The following is a 22,378-nucleotide window of genomic DNA, read 5'->3' as shown; positions in this document are numbered from 1 at the left end:
CCTCTCTTTCAATCTCTCAATCTCTCAATCCCACCTTGTCACCTCAGCGCCTTCACTATTGTGCCCACATTCACGCGCACCATGCCCACGTAAGTTCCTGCCGGGCCATTTTCTTCCCCCAGGGCGTCAGAATACAGGGTGCCGCCCAGTTGGATGTCATGGCCCTTCTGCCGACAGCCTTCCAGCACGGCTTCAATGGCTTTCTGCGAAACGGAGCTTTCTACGAACACGGCCTTCACCTTGCGGCGCACAATGAAGTTCACCAGCGAGGAAACGTCTTGCAGGCCGAACTCTGACACCGTAGAAATGCCCTGCAATCCCTGCACCTGAATGTGGTAAGCCCGCCCCAAGTACCCGAAAGCGTCATGGGCGGTGATCAAAATCCGCTGCGGGGCGGGAATAGTGGCTATTTCGGCCTGCGTCCACTGGTGCAGGCTGTCCAGTTTTGCGCGGTAGCGGCGGGTGTTTTCCTGGTAGTAAGTGGCGTGGCGCGCGTCCTGCTGCTGCAGTTTCTGGGAGAGGTGTTCCACCAGCTGGCTCCAGAGGCTTACATCAAACCAAATGTGCGGGTCGTAGCTGTTCTGGAACGCCGGGGTCTTGTAGAGCTTGCTATCCGGTAGGCCTTCGGCCGCGGCCCAGACCACTTTCTGGCGCGCTAGCTTTTGGAGTACTTCGCCCATTTTTCCCTCTAAATGCAGCCCGTTGTAAATGATGATGTCCGCTTCCCGGAGGGTCTGCAAATCGCCCAGGGCGGCTTTGTACAAATGCGGGTCAACGCCGGGGCCCATCAGGGCAGTTACCACGGCGCGGTCACCCACCACGTTGGCCACGGCATCGCGCAGGATACCGGTGGTGGTCACAATGTAGAGCTTGCCCTGCTGGTGGGCTTTGGCGCCGGGCGTATTCACCGGTTCACAGGCCGCACAAAGCAGAAGCGCGAGAAACAGGAGACAACGTAACCAGCGTTTTGGGGCTAGTTTCATAAAAGAAGCAGGAAAACGCACCTCATGGGTTGATAACGAAAATCTTCTCCAGCACATCGGAAGACAGAATCACCGATTTGCTTTTATCTATGCTTATCTCCAAGGAGTTATCATACGGTATCTTGTCTACCACTTGCAGCTGGGAGCCAATCTGGATGCCCACCCGGTTGAGGTACTGCAGGAAGGCGGGTTGCGAGTCTTTGACGCGGCACACCACGCCTTCCTGCTCTATGTTCAACGAAGCCAGGGCCCGCTGCTCCACCTCGCGCAGTTCACCGGCCTCGGTAGGAATAGGGTCGCCGTGCGGATCCAGGCGCGGATGGCCCAGGAACTCGTCTAGCCGCTGAATGAGTAACTCCGATTTCACGTGTTCCATCTGCTCGGCCACCTCGTGCACCTCGTCCCAGGAGAAGCGCAGTTTCTGCACCAGAAACACCTCCCAGAGGCGGTGCTTCCGGATAATTTTCAGGGCAACCCGCTGGCCTTCGTCCGTTAATTGCACACCGTGGTATTTCACGTAGTGCACCAGGTCTTTGGCGCTCAGCTTGCGCAGCATGTCACTCACCGAGGCGGGTTTGGTTTGCAGCGTTTCAGAGAGCGCGGTGGTGCTTACCGCGGCCGCCCCGCCGCCCGACAGTTTGTAGATGGCCTTGATGTAGTTTTCTTCTGCGGTGCTTTGCATGGCAGGTTACCAGCGGATCAAGGCCGAGGCCCAGGTGAAACCACTCCCAAACGCCGCCAGGCAGATCAGATCACCGTCCTTCACGCGGCCTTCCTCAAAGGCTTCGGAAAAGGCGATGGGCACCGAGGCAGCGGTGGTGTTGCCGTATTTCTGGATGTTGCTGAAGATCTTACCCTCTGGCAGCTTCATCTTTTGTTGAATAAACTGGGTGATGCGCAAGTTTGCCTGGTGCGGTACTACCAAGTCTAAATCTTCGGCGGTAACGCCGTTCTGGGTAAGGGCTTCGTTGATCACTTCCGGGAACCGGGTCACCGCGTGTTTGAACACCGTGCTACCGTTCATGATGGGGAAGATGTCGCCGTTGTCTATCATCTGGTGGGTGATGCGCTCGGGTTCATTGCTGGACGGCCCCATGGCCATCAGTTCCTCGGCAAACTCGCCCTGGGCGTGCAGGTGCGTGGACAGGATGCCGCGGTCTAAACTGTCAGATGGCGTTAAGACCGCCGCCCCGGCTCCATCGCCGAAGATCACCGAAACAGACCGGCCTCTATCTGAGAAATCCAGCCCCGAGGAATGGATTTCAGAACCCACCACCAACACGTTGTCATACATGCCGGTTTTGATGAACTGGTCTGCCAGGGAAAGGGCGTAGATAAACCCGGAGCACTGGTTTCTTACATCAAAGCAAGGAATATCAGAGAGGCCAAGTTCGCGCTGCAGCAATACCCCGGAGCCGGGGAAGAAATAGTCTGGGCTTAAGGTGGCGAACACTATCATGTCCAGGTCTTTGGCTTCCAGTCCGGCTTTCTCCAGCGCTTTGCGGGCGGCGTTGGCAGCCATGTTGGTGGTGGTATCTTTGCCGGGCTCAAAATAGCGGCGCTCATGGATACCGGTTCTTTCCACAATCCAGGCATCTGAGGTGTCCATCAGTTTTTCCAGATCTGCGTTCTTCACGACCTTTTCAGGTACGTAATGGCCTAGGCCAGCAATGCGTGCGTTTCTTAATTCTTTTGCCATAGTTCGTCAAATATACGTGTATAGGAGTAAAAGTTTAGGTTTGTCTAAATTATTTTTTAGTAGACTAAAGTCCCGCTAGACCTTGTATGATTCGCTGCACTTTTCGCTCTTCGCCAAGCCAGAAAACCTCCTTTGGAATGCCGTTCAGGTAGTACGTTTGGTTCAGCAAAATCTCTACTTTTGGGGAGGTTAGTTCTTGGGAGAAGGAATAACTGATACCCGCCGTGGCTCTTTCCAGAAGGGTGGCCCACAAAGGGTTCTCCTCCGTAATCACCACCAAGCCGTTGCCCATGTATTCATAGAGTTTGGTGGGAATACAGGTGAAGGTGCTGGGATGCGGGTGGTAGGGCAAAAGGCCGAGGTGGTGTTGCTGTTCCTGCTTTAAAATTTCCTGGTGCGGCACCAAGGCATCGCCGCCTATCAACCGTACGAAAGGCAGGGGCTGGATGTGCTGTTTTAATTCCTGCAGAAAACCCTTATCGGCGCAATAACCTATGATGGTTAACTCGGCTTCCGGCACCCAGGTGCGCAGTTGCTGGGTGAACTTCACTGCTTCCAGAACCCCGTACAGCCGGGAGATGGTACCGGAATACAACAGGCGCAGCGGCCTGGCTTCTCTTAATGAAACAGGGTTTTTCTGGTGAGTAGAAGTAAAGACTGAAGACGGAAGGTACTTGTTCTGAACTACTGTAAAGCGATTCCCCAGAAAGGGCAGTTCCTGCGCGTACGCTTCTTCTGCCAGGAAGAAATGGCTGACCGAAGGAGCTACTGCTTTTTCTATTCCCCGTACCAATAAACCTAATGCTTTTCCCAGCAAACCCGGGTATACCTGTTGGGTGGTGAGGTTGAGAAAGTAATTTTCCCGCACATCATACACCAACCGGCAGGCGTGCCGTTTACAGTAAAGCCAAGCCACGGGTAATAACTCATGCGTGGCTACCACCAACACCTCCGGCTTTATTTCCCGCAGAAGGTTCCAGAACTTTTTTTGCGCCGTGAGTCGGCCCACCGATAAGCGGTTGAACGAGAAAAGAGGGTGGAAAATGATTCCGTTCGCGTCTGAAGAGGAGGGAAGCACACTTTCAAAGCCGGCCACGTGCACCTCTGCCTGTGGTATTTTTGCCAGGCTTTTGCCTATTTTCTCATATAAACGGGTGTCAGAAGCTGGCTTCAGGAGAGAGGCCAGCAGAATTCGTTTTCGAAACATCGCCACAATTTAATAATTTTGGTCTCTTATTCTTTCAAGAAGACAATATGAACGATTTACGAGAAGCAATAGAAAGCGCCTGGGGTGACCGGTCGTTGTTGGGGCATAAAGTCACCCAGGAAGCCATTAGAGCCGTCATCCATCACCTGGATTGTGGTGAACTGCGCGTGGCGGAACCTACCGGTGCAGAGAAATGGCAGGTGAATGAGTGGGTGAAGAAGGCAGTGCTCATGTATTTCCCCATCCAGAAGATGGAAACCATTGAGGCGGGCCCTTTCGAGTTCCATGACAAGATTCCGCTGAAAAGTGGCTTTGCCGAGTTGGGGGTACGCGTGGTACCGCATGCCTTGGCGCGTTACGGGGCCTACATTTCCAAAGGTGTCATCCTGATGCCGTCTTACACCAACATTGGCGCTTATGTGGACGAGGGAACCATGGTAGACACCTGGGCCACCGTGGGGTCTTGCGCGCAGGTAGGCAAGCACGTGCACTTAAGCGGCGGCGTAGGCTTAGGCGGCGTGCTGGAGCCCGTACAAGCGGCTCCTGTGATTATTGAGGATGGTGCCTTTATTGGTTCGCGCAGTATTTTGGTGGAAGGCTGTCACATTGGCAAAGAAGCCGTGGTTGGTGCGAACGTATGCATCACGGGCAGTACCAAAATCATTGACGTGACCGGAACCGAGCCTAAGGAATACAGAGGCTACGTACCGCCTCGCTCTGTGGTGATACCGGGTTCTTACACCAAAGAGTTCGCGGCTGGTTCTTACCAGGTTCCGTGCGCCCTCATTATTGGTCAGCGGAAAGAGAGTACTGATTTGAAAACTTCCTTGAATGAGGCGCTGCGGGAAAACGAAGTAGCGGTTTAGGGGCTGTTTTTTATAAAATATAGCTAAAATGGAAGAGGCGGGCAATTTGTCGGCCTCTTCCATTTTAGCTTGTTTCTGGTTGTTTGGGGTTTGGCCTCTGCTTAGAATTGGCTTTTGTAGAGTGATTAGTTTGTGCATGCGGTTTGCTGTTCCCTTGGCTTGTCCGCTTCTGCGTAGGATTGGTGGGTGCACGGAATATGCTGTTCCCTAGGTTTGTCTGTTTGTTGCGTGGGTGCACGTGCTGTGTTGTTTCATCTCTGGCGGTAAGCGCTCACGGCCGCGGGGCCCCGTCTTCCCCTCTCGCACTGCCCTTTCGGCCCGGGAAGTCCTCTGCTCTTAGTTGATACCTATCTATAGCCAAAAGCGAGGCGCGCTCGGGGAAGACTGGAACTGGGGAAAGTAAGTAAGCCCACTTTTTCTATGGCACTATGACGCGGATTTACTTCCGTGACTTATTGAAGCATTATTGGAAGTCACGGAAGTAAATCCGCACCATAGTGAGTGTACTAGTTGCATTACCTTTTCTCCGCAGCAAAGAGCCAGAACCTACCCCTTCTGGGAGGGGTAGGTTCTGGCTCTTTGCTGATGTCGCTGTTCGGGAGTTCAACTCCCGAACCTGCCTGCTGCGGAGTTCCACTCCGAAAGAGCGGGGATGGTGTTTTGGGCCTGTTTTGCGAAAAACGAACCTAAAACGCACCAACTCGCTTTCCCGGCCTGTCCCTCTACAGGACGGGAGAAAGGCGGCTCAAGCTGTCCTTCCCCTACTTCGGTTTGTTCAGGGGACAAGCCAAGGAAACGATCAGCCTCTTTTTCTCTAAAGATGAGCTTGGGAGGGCAAGGGGTGAGTTCTGGCGCTCCGCCAACTCCTTTCTAAGGCGCGCCATCATGCAATAGCCATAAAATGTATTAAAATCGGCGGAACGCCGCCGGTAGCGCGCACGCGTACGAGAGGCGAGCAAGGAGAACATTAAAAAGCGTTTCTGGCCTGTTTTTCATTAAACAGGCCAGAAACGCTTTTGCTTACGGGAGATTTCTGGTGGTTACCGTTTCTTGAAAGTGTCTGCCACCACCAGGTCTTTGGTGCCGTGGGAATAGCGGTAGAAACCCTGGCCGCTTTTCACGCCTTTGTGTCCGGCTTGTACCATGTTCACCAGTAAAGGGCACGGCGCGTATTTGGGGTTGCCGAAACCTTCGTGCAGCACGCGCAGAATGGAAAGGCAAACATCCAGTCCTATGAAATCTGCGAGCTGGAGCGGGCCCATGGGGTGCGCCATGCCCAGTTTCATAATGGTGTCAATCTCCTCTACGCCGGCTACTCCCTCAAAAAGGGCGTAAACGGCTTCATTGATCATGGGCATCAGGATTCTGTTCGCCACAAACCCGGGGTAATCATTCGCCTCGGCGGGGATTTTCCCTAGCTGTTTAGACAGCTCCAGGATCTGGGTGGTGACTTCATGGCTGGTGGAATACCCTCTGATCACTTCCACCAATTTCATGACGGGAACCGGGTTCATGAAGTGCATGCCAATGACTTTGTCGGGACGCTGGGTGACCGCGGCAATTTTGGTGATGGAGATAGAGGAGGTGTTGCTGGCCAGAATGCAGGACGGCTTGGTGAACTGATCTAACTGCCGGAACAAGTCCAGTTTTATTTCTACGTTTTCAGTGGCGGCTTCAATCACTAGATCAGCGTCTTTTACCCCATCTTGAAGTTGGGTGAACGTGGTGATGCGCTGCAGGGTCTCAGATTTCTGTTCTTCGGTCACGGTTCCCTTGGAAACCATGCGATCCAGGTTTTTGGAGATGGTGCCCAGCGCCTTGGTCAATGACTCCTGGGAGATATCAATAAGGGAAACGGAGAAGGAATGCTGCGCGAAAACGTGGGCGATGCCGTTGCCCATGGTGCCAGACCCAATGACGGCTATGTTCATAAAATGAGCGTTAGTTAGTAAGATGAAGTTGCAAAGCTAGAATATTTTGAAAGGGCTGCAAGAAGAAACAAGGACAAGCCAATTTAACGATCAGGTTTAGAAATAATTGTATCTGCATAGAAAACTATATAAATCTTTTCTAATACTCTTGCGTACAAGCAGAAAAATCATTAATGGTTCTATTTATAAAAAGTAGCACCCAACTAACCAAAACCAAACACAACTAAAACTATGGGAAATCTATTGTATATTATCGCAGTAGTGCTGGTCATTCTATGGCTCATCGGGTTCTTGGGATTTCCAAGCCAAACCGGCGGAATCATCCACGTCTTGTTGGTCATTGCGGTGATCGCCGTTTTGTTACGCTTGATTCGGCGGGCATAATTCCGCTGCTTTCATAAGGAGCACTATCTGTCTTCTACATAACAAAATAAGAGTATGGGAAATTTATTGTATATCATTGCGATAGTGCTTGTGATTTTATGGCTCATCGGGTTCTTAGGATTTCCAAGCCAAGTGGGAGGAATCATCCACGTATTGTTGGTGATCGCCATAGTGGCTGTTTTGCTAAGAATAATACGCGGGTAGGGTAGATACTTTACCCCTAAAACAGAAAAGGCGACCTTAATAGGTCGCCTTTTCTGTTTTAGGGGCGTTTTACGTAAAACGGCTTAAAAACCAGAATGCCTTACACCAGCGTGCTTACGCCGTACATCTGGGCGCGTAAGGCTTTGATGTCTTCATTGGTGAGGTACTCATCATAGCTCATGCGCTTGTCAATGATTCCCTTAGGCGTTAGCTCAATGATACGGTTGGCGATGGTGTCTACGAACTGTAAGTCATGGGAACTGAACAGGAGTGACCCCTGGAAATCTTTCAGGCCGTTATTGAGAGCCGTGATTGACTCCAGATCCAGGTGGTTGGTAGGCTCATCCAAGACCAGCATGTTGCCGCTCTGCAACATCATGCGTGACAGCATACAGCGCACTTTCTCGCCTCCAGACAGAACGCTCGCTTTCTTCAGAGATTCCTCCCCGGAGAATAACATACGGCCCAGGAACCCCCGGATAAAGCTTTCGTCTTTTTCCGCGGAATATTGACGCAGCCAGTCTACCAGGTTCAGATCCACATTGAAGAACTCGGTGTTGTCTTTGGGGAAGTAAGCCGTATTGATGGTGGTTCCCCATTTGTATTCACCTTGGTCTGGGGTAGCCTCCCCCATGATGATCCTGAAGAAAGTGGTGGCGGCTAAATCGTTCCGGCTGATGATGGCGATTTTATCTTTCTTGTCTACCGTGAAGGTGACATCCTTGAAAATAAGACCATCTTCACTGTTGGCAGAAAGATGGTCTACCTGCAGCAACTGGTTCCCGGCTTCGCGCTCTTGTTTGAACTGAATGTAAGGATATTTACGGCTGGATGGTTTAATGTCTTCCAGGGTCAGTTTTTCCAACAGTTTGGCGCGGGAAGTAGCCTGCTTTGATTTGGAGGCGTTTGCGCTAAAACGGGCAATAAACGCCTGCAAATCTTTTCGCTTGTCCTCGGTTTTGCGGTTAGCGTCTGTGCGCTGCTTAGAGGCCAACTGGCTGGACTCATACCAGAACGTGTAGTTACCAGCATACAGCTGAATCTTGCCGTAGTCAATGTCTGCTATGTGCGTACACACGGCATCCAGGAAGTGGCGGTCGTGGGAAACCACAATCACGGTGTTCTGGAAGTTGTCCAGGAAGTTCTCCAGCCACATGATAGACTCCGCGTCCAGGTGGTTGGTAGGCTCATCCAGCAACAGGATGTCTGGGTTGCCAAACAGGGCCTGCGCCAACAAGACCCTGATTTTCTCATTACCGCCCAGGTCTTTCATAAGGGTGTAATGCATCTCGGGCTGAATGCCCAGGCCGCTCAGTAATTCACCGGCTTCATACTCCGCGTTCCAGCCTTCCATGTCCGCGAATTCGGCTTCCAGTTCAGAGGCGCGCATGCCATCGTCCTCGGTGAAGTCCTCTTTGGCGTAAATGGCGTCCTTCTCGTTCATGATGTCCCACAGGCGTTTGTGGCCCATGATCACGGTCTGGAGCACCGGAAACTCATCATACTCATAGTGGTTCTGTTTCAGAATCGCCAGGCGCATTTTGGCGGGAATATCTACCGTGCCGGTGTTGGGGTCAATCTCGCCAGACAATATTTTAAGGAAAGTTGACTTCCCCGCCCCGTTCGCGCCAATAAGGCCGTAACAGTTGCCGGGAGAAAACTTAATGGTGACGTCTTCAAAAAGGGTGCGTTTGCCGTAGCCAAGACTAACGTTGCTAGTACTGATCATGCTGCTCTTTAATATATAATGGGGTTTGCGGGGGCGAAGTTACCAAAAGAACTGAAAAGCCTCTTGCTATTCAGGTAAATCCAGCTTTTTGGGAGACTGCCTTATTTACAGACAATCAAAGCCTTAATTCAGTTCAGCCAAAACAAGAATGCCGTGAAGGGGTTATACCTGAGGCCGGAACTACAAAAAGTACAGGTTTTGCACAACACCTCTGGAGCGAAATAAGTATATGATAAACCATATCTACCGTGTGTAGCAGAGGGGGAAACCTATTCTCTGGTTAAGAATATCTTAAACAAAACAGAACTACAATGGAACAACGTAGAACAACGGTACAGAAAACGGGTACCTATTTCGGAATAATGACGGGAATTGCAGCTATCCTTTACATTGTCTTGGTAAAACTGCTGGGGCTGATTGAGAATGTATCCTTGCACTTCCTGACGGGGATCATCTTGGTCATTGGTGTTTGCCTGGCTATCAGGCGGCATAAAATAGCGAACGCCGGTGCCTTGGGCTATCTGGAAGGAATTGGAGTAGGCTTTTTTGTGGGCCTGGTTTCATCTGTTCTGTTTACCATTTTTCAGGTTTTAACAGATAAGATTTTCAATCTGGCCTTGTCTTATCCTTACATGGCAGATGAAACCTATGGCAATGAGCAAGCCATTTGGGTACTGGCAATTATCTGGGTCTTGTTGGGCGTAGTGCTTGGCGCTTTTGTGGGCTACATAGCCATGCAGTTCTTCAAGCGACCAGACCATAAATTTACTTTGTAGGAGAAATTTCATTGAAACTTACAGGCCTGACATTTTTGTCAGGCCTTTTTTTGTCCGGCCTGGAAAAAAGTGGGTTGTTGAACGGGGTATTTAACTAGACTATTTGTAGAAGTGGATCTGGGTGAGATTGAAATGGGCAAATTTATATAATAGATAAAATGACATTTGAAGCAAATAGATAATATGCCTTAACAATGGCAAAATGGGCTTTTAATGGGTAAGAATCTTTCTATATAATAAATGTTATATATATTGTTTGTTTGTTGCTTTGGCTTAAATAATGCAAAATCTACAGGGGGGTGCCGAGTGGTTGAAGAAAAAATATCAAAATTCTTATAACCTTCCTAGATCTGTTCCGTTAAAGGGTATATAGAAAAACACTAACCCATTTGATAAAAACTCTACCTCCTAAAGCGTCAATCAATACCATGAAAAAGTTAATCCTATCTGCATTCCTTCTTGGCGCCGTTTACACAGCCCAAGCCCAGACCAACCTTACCGGGGCAGCCGCAACTTCCCGCGCTGTGCTTTCTATGAGCGCGCAGGAAATGAGCCGCCAGATGTACAATGAGCTTCAACTCAACGAGGGCCAATACATTAAACTGAGAGCGCTGAACCAAGCCAGGTTTGATAAATTCAGCGAGATTGAGAAGATGTATGGCAATGACGCGCAAATGCGCGATGCCAAGATCAAAGAAGTAAACCAACAGCTAGACCAGGAGTTCGCCCAGGTTCTTACGCCAAAACAGTTCACCGCTTACCTTGAAATGGACGGCCGGGCTGTAGCAGTGGCCCCGTCCTCCTCCTCCACAGAAATGGGTGCCTCCAGCACGAACGTTTCTGCCGGCTCTACCGGAACAGAGGTGAAAGTAGAAGAGAAAGTAAAGGTAGAGGGTGATAAAAAGAAGATTAAAACCGAGACAACTAAAAAGAAAGTGAAAAACTAAGAGTTGACGCTTGCCCTGGAAAGCCGTTCTCCCCTAGAGGAGAATGGCTTTCTTTTTTTATAGCCTTCGCGGTCTTAGTCATTGAATATATTCACTTCCCGTACCGTGCCCAAAGCATCCATACGTACGGTAAGGGCCTCTGTTATGCTTGATGTCTGGCCCGCCGGAGCGGCTGCGCACTTAGGGCCGGGCGTGATATAGTAGATATAGATTTTCTGGCTCCTTTCCATCAATTCCTCAGCGTCTGGTTTCCCCAGTAATTTCCTGATATTCCACTCCTTTAGGCCCACCAACTTGAGCCTGAGTTCCTCTACCTGGCTTCTGAGTTTCAGGCGTTCCCCTTTGCAACCGTTTAAGTCATTCTTCCAGGCTTTAGAATCCAAGCCCAGGTTGTTTTCTGACGATGAGCAGGAAAAGGAGGCCACAAAAAAAAAGCAACACAGAAACGTGGTCATCGTTTTTTGTTTGGATAATATCTGTAACTTCATATAACAATAGTTTTAATCAGCAAACACCTTCTTTTTTTCTTTTTACTAAGAATGTAAGAGACATTTAAGAAAATTTGGAACAAAAGTAGGTAGGATTGGGGTTATTATAGTGCCACACGCAAAGAAATAAAGATGAACAAAATCATATCAGCCTTTTCCTTCATATCTATATTATCTTTCGTATCACCTGCAAACAGTGCCATTTCATACGGTACGCCAGACACGGTGACTATCTCACAGCCCGTGGCGGTTTCCTCTGCCAGAGAGTCCTTTGAAGATTTTTTGGAAAACGTGTATGATGAGGCAGACCTTAAGAAAGCAGGCTTAAGCTATGATGTCTTCAGAAGAGCGGCCACGGGATACTACAATCTGAAAGAGCAGAAAAAACTCAGTGCCTCTAAGAACTTGCTGACCGTGATAGATTTCGGCAAGCATAGCAGTGAGAAACGGCTTTGGATTGTAGATATGAACAAAAAGAAAGTGTTGTACCACAGCCTGGTGGCCCACGGCATGGGATCTGGCAATGAAAGAGCCGTTAAGTTCTCAAACGTAGTAAACTCACACATGAGCAGCCTGGGCTTCTATGTCACCGAGAATACCTACATAGGCAAGCACGGCTTATCGCTTAAGCTCAACGGATTGGACCGTGGGTTTAACACCAAAGCCAAGGAACGCGCGGTAGTAGTGCACGGCGCAGATTATGTGAGCGAGGCTTTTGTCAAGCAACATGGCCGGTTAGGCCGTAGCCACGGCTGCCCAGCCTTACCAAAAGAAATCACTAGCCAGGTAGTACAGCTGATCAAAGGAGGTACCTGCCTGTATATTGACGCCCCCTCCGCCAACTACACTTCGGCTTACCTTGATACAGACTCTGCCATCAAACGTTTTGAAACAGAGATTCTGGCCAAGCAGAAAGTACTGCTAAGCAAATAAAGAAAAGACACGGTACCGTGAAAGCAGAAGAAGCCAACCTTACAAGGTTGGCTTCTTCTGCTTTTGGGAGAGTTGGTTTACTCAGGCAGTGTCCTTGGTTCTTTTGATGAGGCTAATACCGGTAAAGAAAAATATCAGGCCTAACACAAAAGGTACCGCCGCAGAAAACTGATTCACAGACACATTGCCTACTGAACCACCACCGGCCAAAAATGCATATGCTCCCCATATGAGGCACACAATCCCTAGGATTGTAAGAATAGCGCCGAAAGTTCTTTTTAGATTCATTTTCTAGTTTCGCTTGGTGAAAGAAAACGCCTGCTGGCGTTACAGGCATTCTTACGTATGTACAATCAAAAATGATATAGTCCTCTAGCTATATCCAGCAGAATTCTTTTGCAGGACTGTCCGTAGTTCACGCAACTAAGTAACTGTATTGCCGTTCTTCTAGGCATGCTTCGTTTTTGGCCTGTTTTTACCAAAAGACCCTTGAAACGGAAAACTGAGAAAACTGCAACAGTGAGCCGTTCCCCAGATTTGGAATAGGACTGCCGTTGGTGCCATACTCATTGGTGACTTCCTGCAGCAAACGGGAATATACGCCCGGGATGGGAAACCCAGAAAATCGGATGGGCCTAATTGAGCAAGCCGCTGGTGGCAACTTCCCCAAGGGAATACCAGAAGGGTTGGTTTGATAATAGAGGTACCGTTTTAAGGCTGTTTTAGGAAAAAAAGCTTAAAAACGCTTAGTTATGTAATTCAAAAGCTACAGGTAATATGTCGAAGGTACTTTTTATAGTAAATCCTATTTCTGGAGACATTGACAAAATAGATCTGATAGATGACTTGAAAGACTTTTGTCGGCAGTATGACCTTACGGCAGAGATCTTTAAAACCACCGGCGAGCAGGACGAAGAGAGGCTGAAGAACGCTATCAACACCTTAAAACCAGACATTGCCTGCGCGGTAGGCGGCGACGGAACCGTTAGCTTGGTGGCCAAAGCCATCATCAGCACAGATGTGGCACTTGCCATTATTCCCCTGGGCTCCGGCAACGGGCTCTCCAAAGACTTAGGAATATCCCAGGACTTTGGCGAAGCGCTTCATTTGCTTGTAGACCACAAGAAAGTAGCCATTGACACGCTGGATGTGAACGGCATTCTCTCCATTCACTTGTGCGACATGGGTTTCAATGCCCTGGTGGTGAAACGCTTCTGCACCGGCGATACCCGCGGCCCGGGCGCGTACGCCTGGATTGCCATGCAGGAGTTTATGGGCTATGAACCCAAGAAGTACACCATCATGACAGAGGGAAAGACCATCTTTGACGGCGAGGCGTTCATGATCACCGTCACCAATGCCAATGCGTTCGGGAGTAATGCCGCCATCAACCCTACGGGGATAATTGATGATGGTGTTTTCGAGATTTGTGTGCTGGAGCCTTTCCCCAAGACATCTAGCGTGGGAATCCTGTACCAACTGTATACCGATAGCATTGATAATTCGGTCTACACGCACCGGTTCAGCTGTCGTTCCGCCACCATTATGAACCATTCAGAAGAGGTTTCCCAGATAGACGGTGAGCCCGAAGAACTAGGCCGGGAGATCGTCTTTAAAATACAACACAAAAGCCTTCACGTTATTCTGCCCCGGCAGGAGGAGTAACGGGAGCAGGGGCCTGGTAAATCCTTTTCTGAAAAGCCAGCACCGGTTCTTCGCCCGCCGTGAGGGCCGGTTCTATGACGCGCAGCCAGATGGTGCCGTCCTGGTATTGGTCTAGCACCATAAAGCCTTTGTTCTCGTGGGCGAAAGAGGCTTTGCCGCCTTTGGCCACAAAGTTGGTTTTACTGCCCGAGCCGCTCACCGCGTAATGGTTGCCCTGCACCTGAAAGTACTGCAAGTTGTGGTCATGCCCCGCCACGTAAAAAATGGAGTTGTACTGGTGCAGAATCCGCAGTAACCTTCTCCTGAATTTCCGGTACGGCGGATACGACATATCTTCGTGCATGCCCAGGTATTTGCGGTATACCCTGAACATGGAACCCACCAGCGGAAGCGGAATAAGAGCCCGTTTGTTGATGAAGGTAAGCGGAAACAGGTGCTGTTTAACGGTGAACTTACCGCCGTGTAAGGCATTGCTGTACAACGGGTGATGCGCGGCCAGCACAATGAACCTATGTTTGTTTTGTTCCAGCAACTCTTTCAAAGCTGGGTAAAAATCCCTGGAGATCTTATACGCTTGGCCGGGGCTCCGCTCCAAAGGCTTGAAACCTCTCTGTACCCACCATTGGGTATTGATCACAATGATCAGAAGCTGCCCGTTGATCTCCCAGGTAACCGGGCCCAGACTGCCGCCCTGGGGCAGGTAGGCCAAGGCATCCTGCAACTTCTCAGTGATGTAGTTCTCCTGCCGCAGCACAAAGGAATGCCCGTCTTTGCGCCCTTTGTTCCAGTCATGGTTGCCGCTCAGGTAAATGACTTTGCCCTGGTAATGCTTGAAAAGCGCTAATTGGTTGTTCAGCCGTTGTTCGGCCTGGGCGTACCTGAAACTCTCTACGGGCGGTAAACCGGTAGGGTAGATGTTGTCTCCCAGAAAAAGAATGGTGCTGTTTTTCCCGGCTTCAGCAATCCAGGCCTGGATAGCTTGCAGAAGCAGATCCTCTTCCGGTGAACCATTGCTCCCCACATCACCCACCATGGCAATGGAGTGGATTCTTTGACTGGCCGGCGGCGGTGAGTTGGTGCGCCAGCCAATCTCAGCTAAAGAATAAAAGGGTTTTTTCCGGTATTTCCGCTCGCGCAGGTACGCCCAGACAAACCAGGCAATAAAGACAAGGAGAACAGAGAGGGCAATGGTATAAAGCATTTTTTGGGTGGGGCTGTGCTAGCAGTATCACTTACTCTTCTTGCAAGTTAAAAGTTGGGCGGAATAAGGTGTTTGAAGTGGCCGTTGAGTTTCACCCGTTCTTTCAGGCGTTCGGTTTCCAGAACCACCGGTAAAATCCTGGTCAAGTGGGCTAAGATCATCTCCAGCCGGTCACTTTCCTTGGTTTGTTGCAACAGTTCATATTCCTGTTCGGTGGAGAAACCCAGATGGTGCGCCACATCATAAGACTGAAAATTATCTGGCAGGTTGAGCATGAGCGTTTGAATACCCAACGCGCTGTACAGTTGCTTGAGCAATTCCAGTATCTGGATTCGCTGGAAAGGGTCTTCGTCCTTGATGAGGGGCAGGTCTTCCACCTCACCGCCTGAGTAAAGCCTACCCGGCACCTGCCGCTGGAATTCCTTTATCTTGAAAACCCCCAGACCTTTGGTTTTGATGTCCATCTCGCCGCCCAGGTATTTCTTTTCCAGACTCAGGATCTTGATTTCGGTGCCATACTCGCCCAGCCCATTCTCCAGGTACACCGGTATCCCAAACGTGGTGCCATTGGTCTGGCACTCCATGATGAGTTGCCGGTAGCGGGGTTCAAAAATATGGAGATTCAGCTTTTCCCCCGGAAACACCACTATGTTCAACGGAAAAAGGGGTAGAAATCTACTCATGCGTGTTTTTTAAAAACGTACGTAAACGCTTCTAATTTAAGAAGGCTTTCTTCATGCTACCACTATTTCAGTATTTTTGTCTTGACAGACGATACTTTGTGCAGGCAGCTAAGAGCATGAAGCTGTTTAGAGTTTTGCGCCTGTTTTCCTAAAAACACCCTGAAAACGGCGGTACAAGCAGATGCTTGCGGCAGTATGCAAATAACCGCCTCTTGTTTTCTGCCTGTTTTCATAAAAGTAGCCTAAAAACGATGGCGCTGCTTGACGCTTGCCCCAGAAGAATTGCTTTAAATGCCGGTTCATGAAAAACTCTAAACAGGTTCCATGTTTAAATTTTATTTTGCGCTGCAAACGACTATAAAAAGAACCTGCGTTCGCGGTTGCGCCGCCCCGTAGCGCCGCTACGCTGCTCAAAAAGCGCTTCCGCAGAACCTTTCTCTGGTTAGTTGAGCCTGCAAACCTCAAATGTAAACAAGCTCTTAGGTGTTTATGGCTAAAAAGCAGATTTCCGTTCCCTTTACCTGGGCAGATGCCCGATGGCTTTTCCTGAAGCTTTGCATTACCCTGTTCCTGGTGACGGTTCTGTGGGTGCTTGTCTACAAGTGGATTGACCCGCCCGTGACGCTGCACATGCTCTCCAAACGTTCTGAACCTTCCCCTAAAACGCAGAAGGTAGACCAGATCCAGCACCAGTTCGTGGATATGGAAGACATGTCGGTGAACTTGCCGCTGGCCGTGATTGCCGCCGAGGATCAGTTATTCTTTACCCACAGCGGTTTCGACTTTAAAGCCATCAAACAAGCCTTCCAGCGGAACATGTCCAGCAAAAAGACGGTGGGCGGAAGCACCATCAGTCAACAGGTAGCCAAAAACGTGTTCCTGTGGCACGGACGAAGCTATCTGAGAAAAGGAGTGGAGATGTACTTCACCTTTCTCATTGAGCTGCTGTGGGGCAAGGAACGCATTCTGGAGGTGTACCTGAACATTGCTGAAATGGGCGACCATATCTTTGGGGTGCATGCCGCCAGCAGAAAGTATTTCAAAACCGACCCTAAAAACGTGAGCAAGAACCAGGCAGCCCTGTTAGCGGCGGTGCTTCCCAACCCCATCCGCTATTCGGCGGCCAAACCTTCTGGCTACACCCTGCGCCGCCGCCGCAATATTGCCCGGAACATGACCCGTCTGGGAGGAAGTGCCTACATCAACAAATGGCTGCAAAACTAAGGCCATGAAGAGACCTGAGCACCTTGTTTGTCTATCTGCCTTGTGGCTTTTGCTGTTGGTAGGCAGCAGCAGTTGCACCCCACCGTTGAGAGCATCGGGTCAGGGAAAAGAAGCTATTGGCGCCGTGATGCTGGAGCAAAGTGAGGCCTGGAACAGAGGTGATCTGGAAGCCTACATGGCCTCCTATTGGCATTCAGATTCGCTGGTGTTCATCGGGAAGAACGGGCCTACTTATGGATGGGAAAAGACCCTGCAAAACTACCGCCGAAGTTATCCTACCCCAGAAGCCATGGGAACCCTTACGTTCACCTTGCTCAAAACCGACCGGCTGAGCAAGGATGCTTTCTTTGTGGTAGGCAAGTGGCACCTGCGCCGCGCCATTGGCGATGTGCAAGGTCATTTTTCGCTTGTTTTCAGGAAAATAGCCGGTAAATGGAAGATTGTCGCGGATCATTCCAGTTAGGGAGAAGATTCGTGCTTGCGCGGAAAGAGTGTTTGTTTGTTGAAACTTTTACGCTAAGTGGTTCCTTTCTGCGTTTCTGGTCTGCTTTAGGGAAAACAGGCGTAAAACATGGGTTGGCTACTATCCGTTCTTGCTTCATTCTTGGCCTCTTCTTTGGAGTGATTGGTGCATGCAATCTGCTGTTCCCTCGGCTTGGCTGCTTTTTGCGTGGGTGCAGGTGCTGTATTGTTCCATCTTTGGCGGTATGCGCTCACGGCCGCGGGGCCCCGTCTTCCCCTCTCGCACTGCCCTTTCGGCCCGGGAAGTTCTCTTCTCTTAGCTGAGGTCTGTCTATGGCCAAAAGCGAGGCGCGCTCGGGGAAGACTGGAACTGGGAAAGTAAGTAATGGAAGTAGCAGTAAATGTAGTAAAGGCAGCAGCGGCTATTGGTTTGTAATGCCTCTATGGCGCGGAAGTAAATCCGCGCCATAGAGGCATTACCTGTACTCCTCCGCAAAAACGTATTCCCCTCCTCGGAGGGGCGGGGATGGGTTCTACTCCCCACCGTCTCCTTCCTGTGCGCACCAATCATCCACATTGTCCTCCTGAAAGAATCTTGAAGGCGACCAAAGAAGAGTTAATCTAGTTTGCCCACAAGATTCTTACAGGATGACAAAATAAGAGGAGGATTATCATAAACACAACTCAGAACTCAAGACTCAGGACTCAAGACTCAGGACTCATTTTCCTCGTGTCTTTGCTGAGGGGGGCCGGGGCTTGGTGGGTGGGGGTGCCGGCGGCGGCGCTTTTGTCAATTTCTTTCTGCTCTTCCACTTTCTTGATTTCTTCATGGAAGATAAGGCCGGTGTCGGCGGCGTGTTGGGCGGCGGTTTCGGTGTCTTTGACCAGCAGCATTTCTACCGTCCCTTTTAGTTCTTCTGAGATAGTGGTCACAATTTTAGCGCGCTCTTCTAATTTCACATCCCTTATGTAAACACAGAGAATGCGACCGGGGAATTTCTGGATGACTTCTTTGTAAATGGGGGCATCCTGCTGGCCGCTGTCGCCGATGAGCACGAAGTTCAGGTGCGGGTAGGTGAGCAGAATGTTCTGGATCTCCTTGAATTTATGGCTCATGTGGTCTGCCCCGAAGAACTTGTTCTGCATGAGCCCAAAGTCGCGGAGCAGGAGCGGGCCGGCCGGAATGTCATTGATGTCCAGAAAGTCATGGAGCAGGTCATACATGTTCCAGGGACTGCTGCTCACGTAGAAAAACGGGTTGTTGCGCTTGCCGTTCCGGCCCAGTTGCAGCGAACGGTAAAACGCCGAGACGCCCGCGAAAGGCAAACGGGTGCGGGCGTTGTTCATGAACGTGTGCTGCGACATCTTGATAATATCGGTGGCCGAGGTGAGCACGATGGTGTCGTCAATGTCAGAGATGATGCCGTACTCGGCATCGGGCGGTGGCACCAACACGTGGGCCATGGTTTTCACGCCGGGTTCAAAGGAAGAGATAGCGGCCTGCACCAGTTCCACTTCCATTTCGTGCCAGATATTATCCAGGGGCAGCGGGGTGTTAGGCTCCAGGTTGATCACGAAATACCCTTCTTTGTCAGTCAAGACGGTGTATTCCTGCTCCTGGTACACAATGCGCAATTGGGCATTCGGCACCTCGTCACTCTCAAACCTCCGGTACATGTTAAGCAGGTTCTTCAGGAGCGTGTCATTGTCTTCGGCCGAGGTAATGCCTTTGTTGGCCAGCACGCGTCCTTTCAGGTAAAGGCGGTTCACGGTGCCGTAGCTGCGGTACGCCACAATCTGCAAAGGCTTGTAGAGGCCAAACCGGTTCCTGAGCCGCTGCATCACCAAATCAAATTGATCATTGGAGCGTTCAATGATTTTACCCAGGTTCTGTTTGAAGTCGTTGGCCATGGTACAAGGTTCTTTTTGCGTTTCTCCGCTCTTTTACGAAAAACGCGGCAATAAGTAGAGACACTGGATTACAAGCCCAGATTGCGTTTGAATTCCTGGAAGCCGGTGTTAGAGGCGGTTTCTGTTTTGCAGCCGCGTTGGCGGGCGTGGGCCTGAATGTCCTGGATGCGGTTACCGGGGGCGGGGTGGGTGCTGGCAAACTCGGGCGGGGTGCCTCTGTTTTCAAGGGCTTGCATTTTCTGGAAGAATCCGGCGGCGCCGTCACAGGCGTAATAATCAGTGGCTCCCAAATACAGCACCGAGAACTCGTCTGCCTCCCGCTCATAGTCGCGGCTGAATTTTAGCCCTAAGAACTGTCCCCCCGCTTGCGTGATAACCCGCTCCAAACCCCCTGCTTCACTCCCCAGAATCAGTCCGGAGATAACCGAAATGCCGTATTGCTTCTGTAGTTGTTTGATGGAATGCCGTTGGTCTGCGTGGGCTATCTCATGGCCCAGAACTCCCGCCAGTTGGTCTTCGTTGTCCAGATAACTGATCAAACCGGTGAAAACGTAGATGTGGCCGCCCGGCGTGGCGAACGCGTTTTGAACATTCTTGTCATCAATGATCTTGACATCCCAGGGGAATTCATCACGGTACGTGACCTGTCCAGATTCCAATATCCGCTCCACAATTTGATCAAGGTGCGCGTAAGCGGCGCGCGTTCTTGGGTTGGGGGAGTTACGGTCTAATAACTGACCTTTGCTGGCATACAAAGAATCTGCCTGTTGCGACACCTGCATTCCTAACTGCAGATCATTCTCTATGGGGAAAAAGACCGTATCGCCGTTTTTGTCGCCGCAACTGGTGAGCAGGACAGAAGAGAGCAACAGGAACGCGGCAAAAGCTGGTTTCACTCCTGAGGAAAGCGGGGCGAAGAATCTAGCAAACATAGGTGTACATCGGTTAAAATTCACTTCTACGAGAACTCTGGTAAAATGACAACAACGGCTGGTTGCTGCTGCCCATGAAAGAAGCAGGACAAGGATACGGTTTGTTTTCGGCCTGTTTTCTTGAAAAGAGGCCGAAAGCTGGCTCCCTGGCCTGTCCGCTAGCAGGCCAGAAGAAAAGCGTCATCGCCCTTACCATTGACCTACCGCACTGTTACTGGCGTAAATGTGGTGGACATGAGGCAAGTTTGCAAATGCACCCGTCTCAAACTTATGCGGAAAAAGGAGAAAGGGAAAAGTTTGTTTTCGGCCTGTTTTCTTGAAAACAGGCCGAAAACAAAGCTACAACTTTTATCTTCCGCACGGGTTTAAGGAGTGAAACTTCTCTAGCGCTACCTTGAAATGGAAAACCAGTTAACTCCCCACGCCATCTATGCCGATGCGACCGTTTCTGCCCAGCAGGCCGGCCTTCGTTATTTCCCAGACACCAAACCCGGCATTACCCGGGTATTGAAGGGGAAGACCGCTACCTATTTTACGGCCAAGGGAGAACCCGTGACCGATGAGAAGGTGTTGGAGCGTCTTCAGAAACTGGTCATACCACCGGCCTGGACAAATGTCTGGATTTGCCCCATGGCCAACGGCCACATTCAGGCCACCGGCCGAGACGACAAAGGCCGCAAACAGTACATCTACCACCCGCAGTGGAAACAAGTCAGAAGCCTAAACAAATTCGGGCGCATGATTGCGTTTGGCAACGCCTTGCCCGCCATCAGGAAGCAGGTGGAGAAAGACCTTCGGCTTAAGAAGCTGGAGAAGCGCAAGATTCTGGCCATTGTGGTGGAGTTGCTGGATAACTCGTTCATCAGAATAGGAAACAAAGCGTACGCCAAATCAAACAAGTCTTACGGGCTCACCACGTTGCGCGACCGGCACGTGAAAGTGGAAGGCGACCACCTCAAGCTTGACTTTGTGGGCAAGAAAGGTATCAAACACGAAATCAGCATCAAAGACCGGCGGTTGGCGCGCCTGGTGAAACAGTGCCAGGATATTCCGGGGTATGATCTTTTCCAGTACTATGATGATGAAGGAAACCGTCAGCCCATTGAATCTGGGGACGTGAACGAATACCTGCGCAGCCTGTGCCCGGAGGAGTTTACGGCCAAAGACTTCCGGACGTGGGGGGGCACGGTACTGATGGTAGAAAGCCTGGAGCATATTCTGGGGGAAGACCCTGCCATTTCCAAAGAAAAGGCGGTGAAGGAGGCCGCCAAACTGGTGGCGCAGGAATTAGGCAACACGCCCAGCGTCTGCAACAAATACTACATCCACCCCGAAGTGGTGAGCCTCTTCCAGCAGGAAAAACTGATTGACTACCTCCGGAAGCACGATGCCAAGAAACGAAAAGAGAACCCTTACCTGTCCAGAACAGAGGAATTTGTTATTAAAATGCTAAAAGCAATCAAATAGCGATGGAAAAAATCTGGTTTTTATGAATATCTTTCATCTGCAAAAAGGCAAAGCACATGATCATTGAAACCCCACGCCTGCTCATTCAGCCCCTCACAGAGGCGCAACTGAAATTGTATGCCGCCAACAACGGTTCGCTGGAAAAGCAGCTCGGCCTCCAGCACACCCCCAAAAACATTGAAGCCGATCTGGCAGATGCCCTGGAAAACTACTTCCTGCGCTTGATCCCGTTTCATCCCCGCGAATACTACTTCTACACCTTATGGGCCATTGTCCTTAAAAAAGAGCAGCTACTAGTGGGGGATTTGTGCTTTAAAGGTGAACCCGACGAGACCGGGGAAGTGGAGATTGGCTACGGCACCTACCCAGATTACCAGCAACAGGGCATCATGTGTGAAGCCATTGACGGCCTGCTGACCTGGTGCTCCAACCGGCCAGACATCTCCACCGTCATCGCTGAAACCGAGACCGGAAACACCGCCTCAGAAAAGATCCTGACCAGAAACGGCTTCCTCCGGGACTGCCACACCCGCGATAACAGCTGGTGGAAACGCCCCGTGAAAGAACTGGTGGAAGATTAGGAGATGTGGAGATGTGGAGATGAGAAGATTAGGAGATTTGGAGATGAGAAGATTAGGGGATGAGAAGATGAGAAGATGGGGAGGATGGTTGAAGTGAAGTGTTTT

The 22,378-nt window shown here is 50.5% G+C and carries 25 protein-coding genes; 12 read left to right on the top strand and 13 right to left on the bottom strand.

What is annotated here, in order from left to right; all coding sequences use genetic code 11:
- Positions 1 to 38 precede the first annotated feature (38 nt).
- The 4 genes from HHO50_RS07475 to HHO50_RS07460 all read right to left on the bottom strand — a co-directional run bounded on the left by HHO50_RS07475 (position 39) and on the right by HHO50_RS07460 (position 3,889).
- Positions 39 to 983, bottom strand: a complete 945-nt coding sequence (locus tag HHO50_RS07475; RefSeq protein WP_181305388.1) for a metal ABC transporter solute-binding protein, Zn/Mn family — start codon at positions 981 to 983, stop codon at positions 39 to 41.
- 22 nt (positions 984 to 1,005) lie between these two features.
- Complete coding sequence (locus HHO50_RS07470) at positions 1,006 to 1,665, bottom strand: metal-dependent transcriptional regulator (RefSeq protein WP_181305387.1); 660 nt, start codon at positions 1,663 to 1,665, stop codon at positions 1,006 to 1,008.
- A gap of 6 nt (positions 1,666 to 1,671) precedes the next feature.
- The gene (locus HHO50_RS07465) at positions 1,672 to 2,682 is read right to left on the bottom strand and encodes a 3-oxoacyl-ACP synthase III family protein (RefSeq protein WP_181305386.1); all 1,011 of its coding nucleotides are present in this window, start codon (positions 2,680 to 2,682) and stop codon (positions 1,672 to 1,674) included.
- A gap of 64 nt (positions 2,683 to 2,746) precedes the next feature.
- Positions 2,747 to 3,889, bottom strand: coding sequence for a glycosyltransferase (locus HHO50_RS07460; RefSeq protein ID WP_181305385.1), 1,143 nt, complete (start codon positions 3,887 to 3,889; stop codon positions 2,747 to 2,749).
- Positions 3,890 to 3,936: 47 nt separating this feature from the next.
- Here HHO50_RS07460 and HHO50_RS07455 point away from each other — a divergent pair, with 47 nt between their 5' ends.
- The gene (locus HHO50_RS07455) at positions 3,937 to 4,755 is read left to right on the top strand and encodes a 2,3,4,5-tetrahydropyridine-2,6-dicarboxylate N-succinyltransferase (protein ID WP_181305384.1); all 819 of its coding nucleotides are present in this window, start codon (positions 3,937 to 3,939) and stop codon (positions 4,753 to 4,755) included.
- Between the two features lie 1,040 nt (positions 4,756 to 5,795).
- Here HHO50_RS07455 and HHO50_RS07450 read toward each other — a convergent pair.
- Complete coding sequence (locus HHO50_RS07450) at positions 5,796 to 6,686, bottom strand: 3-hydroxyacyl-CoA dehydrogenase family protein (RefSeq protein WP_181305383.1); 891 nt, start codon at positions 6,684 to 6,686, stop codon at positions 5,796 to 5,798.
- A gap of 231 nt (positions 6,687 to 6,917) precedes the next feature.
- On the opposite strand from HHO50_RS07450, the gene HHO50_RS07445 reads away from it, so the two are divergent.
- Both HHO50_RS07445 and HHO50_RS07440 read left to right on the top strand, forming a co-directional pair.
- Positions 6,918 to 7,070 carry a lmo0937 family membrane protein gene (locus tag HHO50_RS07445; RefSeq protein WP_181305382.1) on the top strand — a complete coding sequence of 51 codons (153 nt, stop codon included), beginning with the start codon at positions 6,918 to 6,920 and terminating at the stop codon, positions 7,068 to 7,070.
- A 54-nt stretch (positions 7,071 to 7,124) separates the two neighbouring features.
- Positions 7,125 to 7,274 carry a lmo0937 family membrane protein gene (locus tag HHO50_RS07440; protein WP_181305381.1) on the top strand — a complete coding sequence of 50 codons (150 nt, stop codon included), beginning with the start codon at positions 7,125 to 7,127 and terminating at the stop codon, positions 7,272 to 7,274.
- A 100-nt stretch (positions 7,275 to 7,374) separates the two neighbouring features.
- Here the strand turns inward: HHO50_RS07440 and HHO50_RS07435 are convergent, their stop codons facing one another.
- Complete coding sequence (locus tag HHO50_RS07435) at positions 7,375 to 9,003, bottom strand: ABC-F family ATP-binding cassette domain-containing protein (protein WP_181305380.1); 1,629 nt, start codon at positions 9,001 to 9,003, stop codon at positions 7,375 to 7,377.
- A 311-nt stretch (positions 9,004 to 9,314) separates the two neighbouring features.
- Here HHO50_RS07435 and HHO50_RS07430 point away from each other — a divergent pair, with 311 nt between their 5' ends.
- Positions 9,315 to 9,779, top strand: coding sequence for a DUF4199 domain-containing protein (locus HHO50_RS07430; RefSeq protein ID WP_181305379.1), 465 nt, complete (start codon positions 9,315 to 9,317; stop codon positions 9,777 to 9,779).
- A 428-nt stretch (positions 9,780 to 10,207) separates the two neighbouring features.
- Positions 10,208 to 10,726 carry a hypothetical protein gene (locus tag HHO50_RS07425; RefSeq protein ID WP_181305378.1) on the top strand — a complete coding sequence of 173 codons (519 nt, stop codon included), beginning with the start codon at positions 10,208 to 10,210 and terminating at the stop codon, positions 10,724 to 10,726.
- Positions 10,727 to 10,800: 74 nt separating this feature from the next.
- Here HHO50_RS07425 and HHO50_RS07420 read toward each other — a convergent pair whose 3' ends face one another.
- The gene (locus HHO50_RS07420; RefSeq protein WP_181305377.1) at positions 10,801 to 11,214 is read right to left on the bottom strand and encodes a hypothetical protein; all 414 of its coding nucleotides are present in this window, start codon (positions 11,212 to 11,214) and stop codon (positions 10,801 to 10,803) included.
- Between the two features lie 225 nt (positions 11,215 to 11,439).
- Here HHO50_RS07420 and HHO50_RS07415 point away from each other — a divergent pair, with 225 nt between their 5' ends.
- A complete protein-coding gene (locus HHO50_RS07415) occupies positions 11,440 to 12,147 on the top strand; it encodes a murein L,D-transpeptidase catalytic domain family protein (protein WP_181305376.1) in 708 nt (235 codons plus the stop codon).
- 81 nt (positions 12,148 to 12,228) lie between these two features.
- Here the strand turns inward: HHO50_RS07415 and HHO50_RS07410 are convergent, their stop codons facing one another.
- Complete coding sequence (locus tag HHO50_RS07410; protein ID WP_181305375.1) at positions 12,229 to 12,435, bottom strand: hypothetical protein; 207 nt, start codon at positions 12,433 to 12,435, stop codon at positions 12,229 to 12,231.
- A 489-nt stretch (positions 12,436 to 12,924) separates the two neighbouring features.
- Between HHO50_RS07410 and HHO50_RS07405 the strand changes: the two genes are divergently transcribed.
- Entirely contained in the window at positions 12,925 to 13,812 is an 888-nt protein-coding gene (locus tag HHO50_RS07405) for a diacylglycerol kinase family protein (protein WP_181305374.1), read from the top strand.
- Here the strand turns inward: HHO50_RS07405 and HHO50_RS07400 are convergent.
- The 3 genes from HHO50_RS07400 to HHO50_RS07390 form a co-directional block, all read right to left on the bottom strand.
- Positions 13,787 to 15,013: a metallophosphoesterase gene (locus HHO50_RS07400; protein ID WP_181305373.1), complete on the bottom strand. Its 1,227-nt coding sequence runs from the start codon at positions 15,011 to 15,013 to the stop codon at positions 13,787 to 13,789. The genes HHO50_RS07405 and HHO50_RS07400 overlap by 26 nt on opposite strands.
- A gap of 47 nt (positions 15,014 to 15,060) precedes the next feature.
- The gene (locus HHO50_RS07395; protein ID WP_181305372.1) at positions 15,061 to 15,696 is read right to left on the bottom strand and encodes an LON peptidase substrate-binding domain-containing protein; all 636 of its coding nucleotides are present in this window, start codon (positions 15,694 to 15,696) and stop codon (positions 15,061 to 15,063) included.
- A 126-nt stretch (positions 15,697 to 15,822) separates the two neighbouring features.
- Positions 15,823 to 16,110, bottom strand: a complete 288-nt coding sequence (locus tag HHO50_RS07390; protein ID WP_181305371.1) for a hypothetical protein — start codon at positions 16,108 to 16,110, stop codon at positions 15,823 to 15,825.
- A 75-nt stretch (positions 16,111 to 16,185) separates the two neighbouring features.
- Here HHO50_RS07390 and mtgA point away from each other — a divergent pair, with 75 nt between their 5' ends.
- Positions 16,186 to 16,920, top strand: coding sequence for a monofunctional biosynthetic peptidoglycan transglycosylase (gene mtgA, locus HHO50_RS07385; RefSeq protein ID WP_181305370.1), 735 nt, complete (start codon positions 16,186 to 16,188; stop codon positions 16,918 to 16,920).
- Between the two features lie 4 nt (positions 16,921 to 16,924).
- A complete protein-coding gene (locus HHO50_RS07380) occupies positions 16,925 to 17,383 on the top strand; it encodes a DUF4440 domain-containing protein (RefSeq protein WP_181305369.1) in 459 nt (152 codons plus the stop codon).
- A gap of 704 nt (positions 17,384 to 18,087) precedes the next feature.
- On the opposite strand, the gene HHO50_RS07375 is transcribed toward HHO50_RS07380, so the two are convergent.
- Positions 18,088 to 19,293: an App1 family protein gene (locus HHO50_RS07375; protein WP_181305368.1), complete on the bottom strand. Its 1,206-nt coding sequence runs from the start codon at positions 19,291 to 19,293 to the stop codon at positions 18,088 to 18,090.
- 68 nt (positions 19,294 to 19,361) lie between these two features.
- Positions 19,362 to 20,225, bottom strand: a complete 864-nt coding sequence (locus HHO50_RS07370; protein ID WP_181305367.1) for a M48 family metalloprotease — start codon at positions 20,223 to 20,225, stop codon at positions 19,362 to 19,364.
- A gap of 74 nt (positions 20,226 to 20,299) precedes the next feature.
- Between HHO50_RS07370 and HHO50_RS07365 the strand changes: the two genes are divergently transcribed.
- From HHO50_RS07365 to HHO50_RS07355, 3 genes are all read left to right on the top strand, one after another.
- Positions 20,300 to 20,545, top strand: a complete 246-nt coding sequence (locus HHO50_RS07365; protein WP_181305366.1) for a hypothetical protein — start codon at positions 20,300 to 20,302, stop codon at positions 20,543 to 20,545.
- Positions 20,546 to 20,624: 79 nt separating this feature from the next.
- On the top strand, positions 20,625 to 21,692 hold the full coding sequence (locus HHO50_RS07360) for a DNA topoisomerase IB (RefSeq protein ID WP_181305365.1): 1,068 nt from the start codon (positions 20,625 to 20,627) through the stop codon (positions 21,690 to 21,692).
- A 56-nt stretch (positions 21,693 to 21,748) separates the two neighbouring features.
- The gene (locus HHO50_RS07355) at positions 21,749 to 22,273 is read left to right on the top strand and encodes a GNAT family N-acetyltransferase (protein WP_181305364.1); all 525 of its coding nucleotides are present in this window, start codon (positions 21,749 to 21,751) and stop codon (positions 22,271 to 22,273) included.
- Positions 22,274 to 22,378: the final 105 nt, after the last annotated feature.

Origin of the sequence: Rufibacter sp. XAAS-G3-1 (assembly GCF_013623775.1) — a bacterium.
GTDB lineage: Bacteria > Bacteroidota > Bacteroidia > Cytophagales > Hymenobacteraceae > Nibribacter.
Note: the sequence above shows the minus strand (reverse complement) of the source record. Positions and strands in the feature narration are given on the sequence as shown.

What these genes read in the sequence shown, in the direction of transcription:
- HHO50_RS07475 (WP_181305388.1), bottom strand. Translation starts at nt 983, where the DNA reads ATGAAACTAGCCCCAAAACGCTGGTTACGTTGTCTCCTGTTTCTCGCG.
- HHO50_RS07470 (WP_181305387.1), bottom strand. Translation starts at nt 1,665, where the DNA reads ATGCAAAGCACCGCAGAAGAAAACTACATCAAGGCCATCTACAAACTG.
- HHO50_RS07465 (WP_181305386.1), bottom strand. Translation starts at nt 2,682, where the DNA reads ATGGCAAAAGAATTAAGAAACGCACGCATTGCTGGCCTAGGCCATTAC.
- HHO50_RS07460 (WP_181305385.1), bottom strand. Translation starts at nt 3,889, where the DNA reads ATGTTTCGAAAACGAATTCTGCTGGCCTCTCTCCTGAAGCCAGCTTCT.
- HHO50_RS07455 (WP_181305384.1), top strand. Translation starts at nt 3,937, where the DNA reads ATGAACGATTTACGAGAAGCAATAGAAAGCGCCTGGGGTGACCGGTCG.
- HHO50_RS07450 (WP_181305383.1), bottom strand. Translation starts at nt 6,686, where the DNA reads ATGAACATAGCCGTCATTGGGTCTGGCACCATGGGCAACGGCATCGCC.
- HHO50_RS07445 (WP_181305382.1), top strand. Translation starts at nt 6,918, where the DNA reads ATGGGAAATCTATTGTATATTATCGCAGTAGTGCTGGTCATTCTATGG.
- HHO50_RS07440 (WP_181305381.1), top strand. Translation starts at nt 7,125, where the DNA reads ATGGGAAATTTATTGTATATCATTGCGATAGTGCTTGTGATTTTATGG.
- HHO50_RS07435 (WP_181305380.1), bottom strand. Translation starts at nt 9,003, where the DNA reads ATGATCAGTACTAGCAACGTTAGTCTTGGCTACGGCAAACGCACCCTT.
- HHO50_RS07430 (WP_181305379.1), top strand. Translation starts at nt 9,315, where the DNA reads ATGGAACAACGTAGAACAACGGTACAGAAAACGGGTACCTATTTCGGA.
- HHO50_RS07425 (WP_181305378.1), top strand. Translation starts at nt 10,208, where the DNA reads ATGAAAAAGTTAATCCTATCTGCATTCCTTCTTGGCGCCGTTTACACA.
- HHO50_RS07420 (WP_181305377.1), bottom strand. Translation starts at nt 11,214, where the DNA reads ATGAAGTTACAGATATTATCCAAACAAAAAACGATGACCACGTTTCTG.
- HHO50_RS07410 (WP_181305375.1), bottom strand. Translation starts at nt 12,435, where the DNA reads ATGAATCTAAAAAGAACTTTCGGCGCTATTCTTACAATCCTAGGGATT.
- HHO50_RS07405 (WP_181305374.1), top strand. Translation starts at nt 12,925, where the DNA reads ATGTCGAAGGTACTTTTTATAGTAAATCCTATTTCTGGAGACATTGAC.
- HHO50_RS07400 (WP_181305373.1), bottom strand. Translation starts at nt 15,013, where the DNA reads ATGCTTTATACCATTGCCCTCTCTGTTCTCCTTGTCTTTATTGCCTGG.
- HHO50_RS07395 (WP_181305372.1), bottom strand. Translation starts at nt 15,696, where the DNA reads ATGAGTAGATTTCTACCCCTTTTTCCGTTGAACATAGTGGTGTTTCCG.
- mtgA (WP_181305370.1), top strand. Translation starts at nt 16,186, where the DNA reads ATGGCTAAAAAGCAGATTTCCGTTCCCTTTACCTGGGCAGATGCCCGA.
- HHO50_RS07380 (WP_181305369.1), top strand. Translation starts at nt 16,925, where the DNA reads ATGAAGAGACCTGAGCACCTTGTTTGTCTATCTGCCTTGTGGCTTTTG.
- HHO50_RS07375 (WP_181305368.1), bottom strand. Translation starts at nt 19,293, where the DNA reads ATGGCCAACGACTTCAAACAGAACCTGGGTAAAATCATTGAACGCTCC.
- HHO50_RS07370 (WP_181305367.1), bottom strand. Translation starts at nt 20,225, where the DNA reads ATGTTTGCTAGATTCTTCGCCCCGCTTTCCTCAGGAGTGAAACCAGCT.
- HHO50_RS07365 (WP_181305366.1), top strand. Translation starts at nt 20,300, where the DNA reads ATGAAAGAAGCAGGACAAGGATACGGTTTGTTTTCGGCCTGTTTTCTT.
- HHO50_RS07360 (WP_181305365.1), top strand. Translation starts at nt 20,625, where the DNA reads ATGGAAAACCAGTTAACTCCCCACGCCATCTATGCCGATGCGACCGTT.
- HHO50_RS07355 (WP_181305364.1), top strand. Translation starts at nt 21,749, where the DNA reads ATGATCATTGAAACCCCACGCCTGCTCATTCAGCCCCTCACAGAGGCG.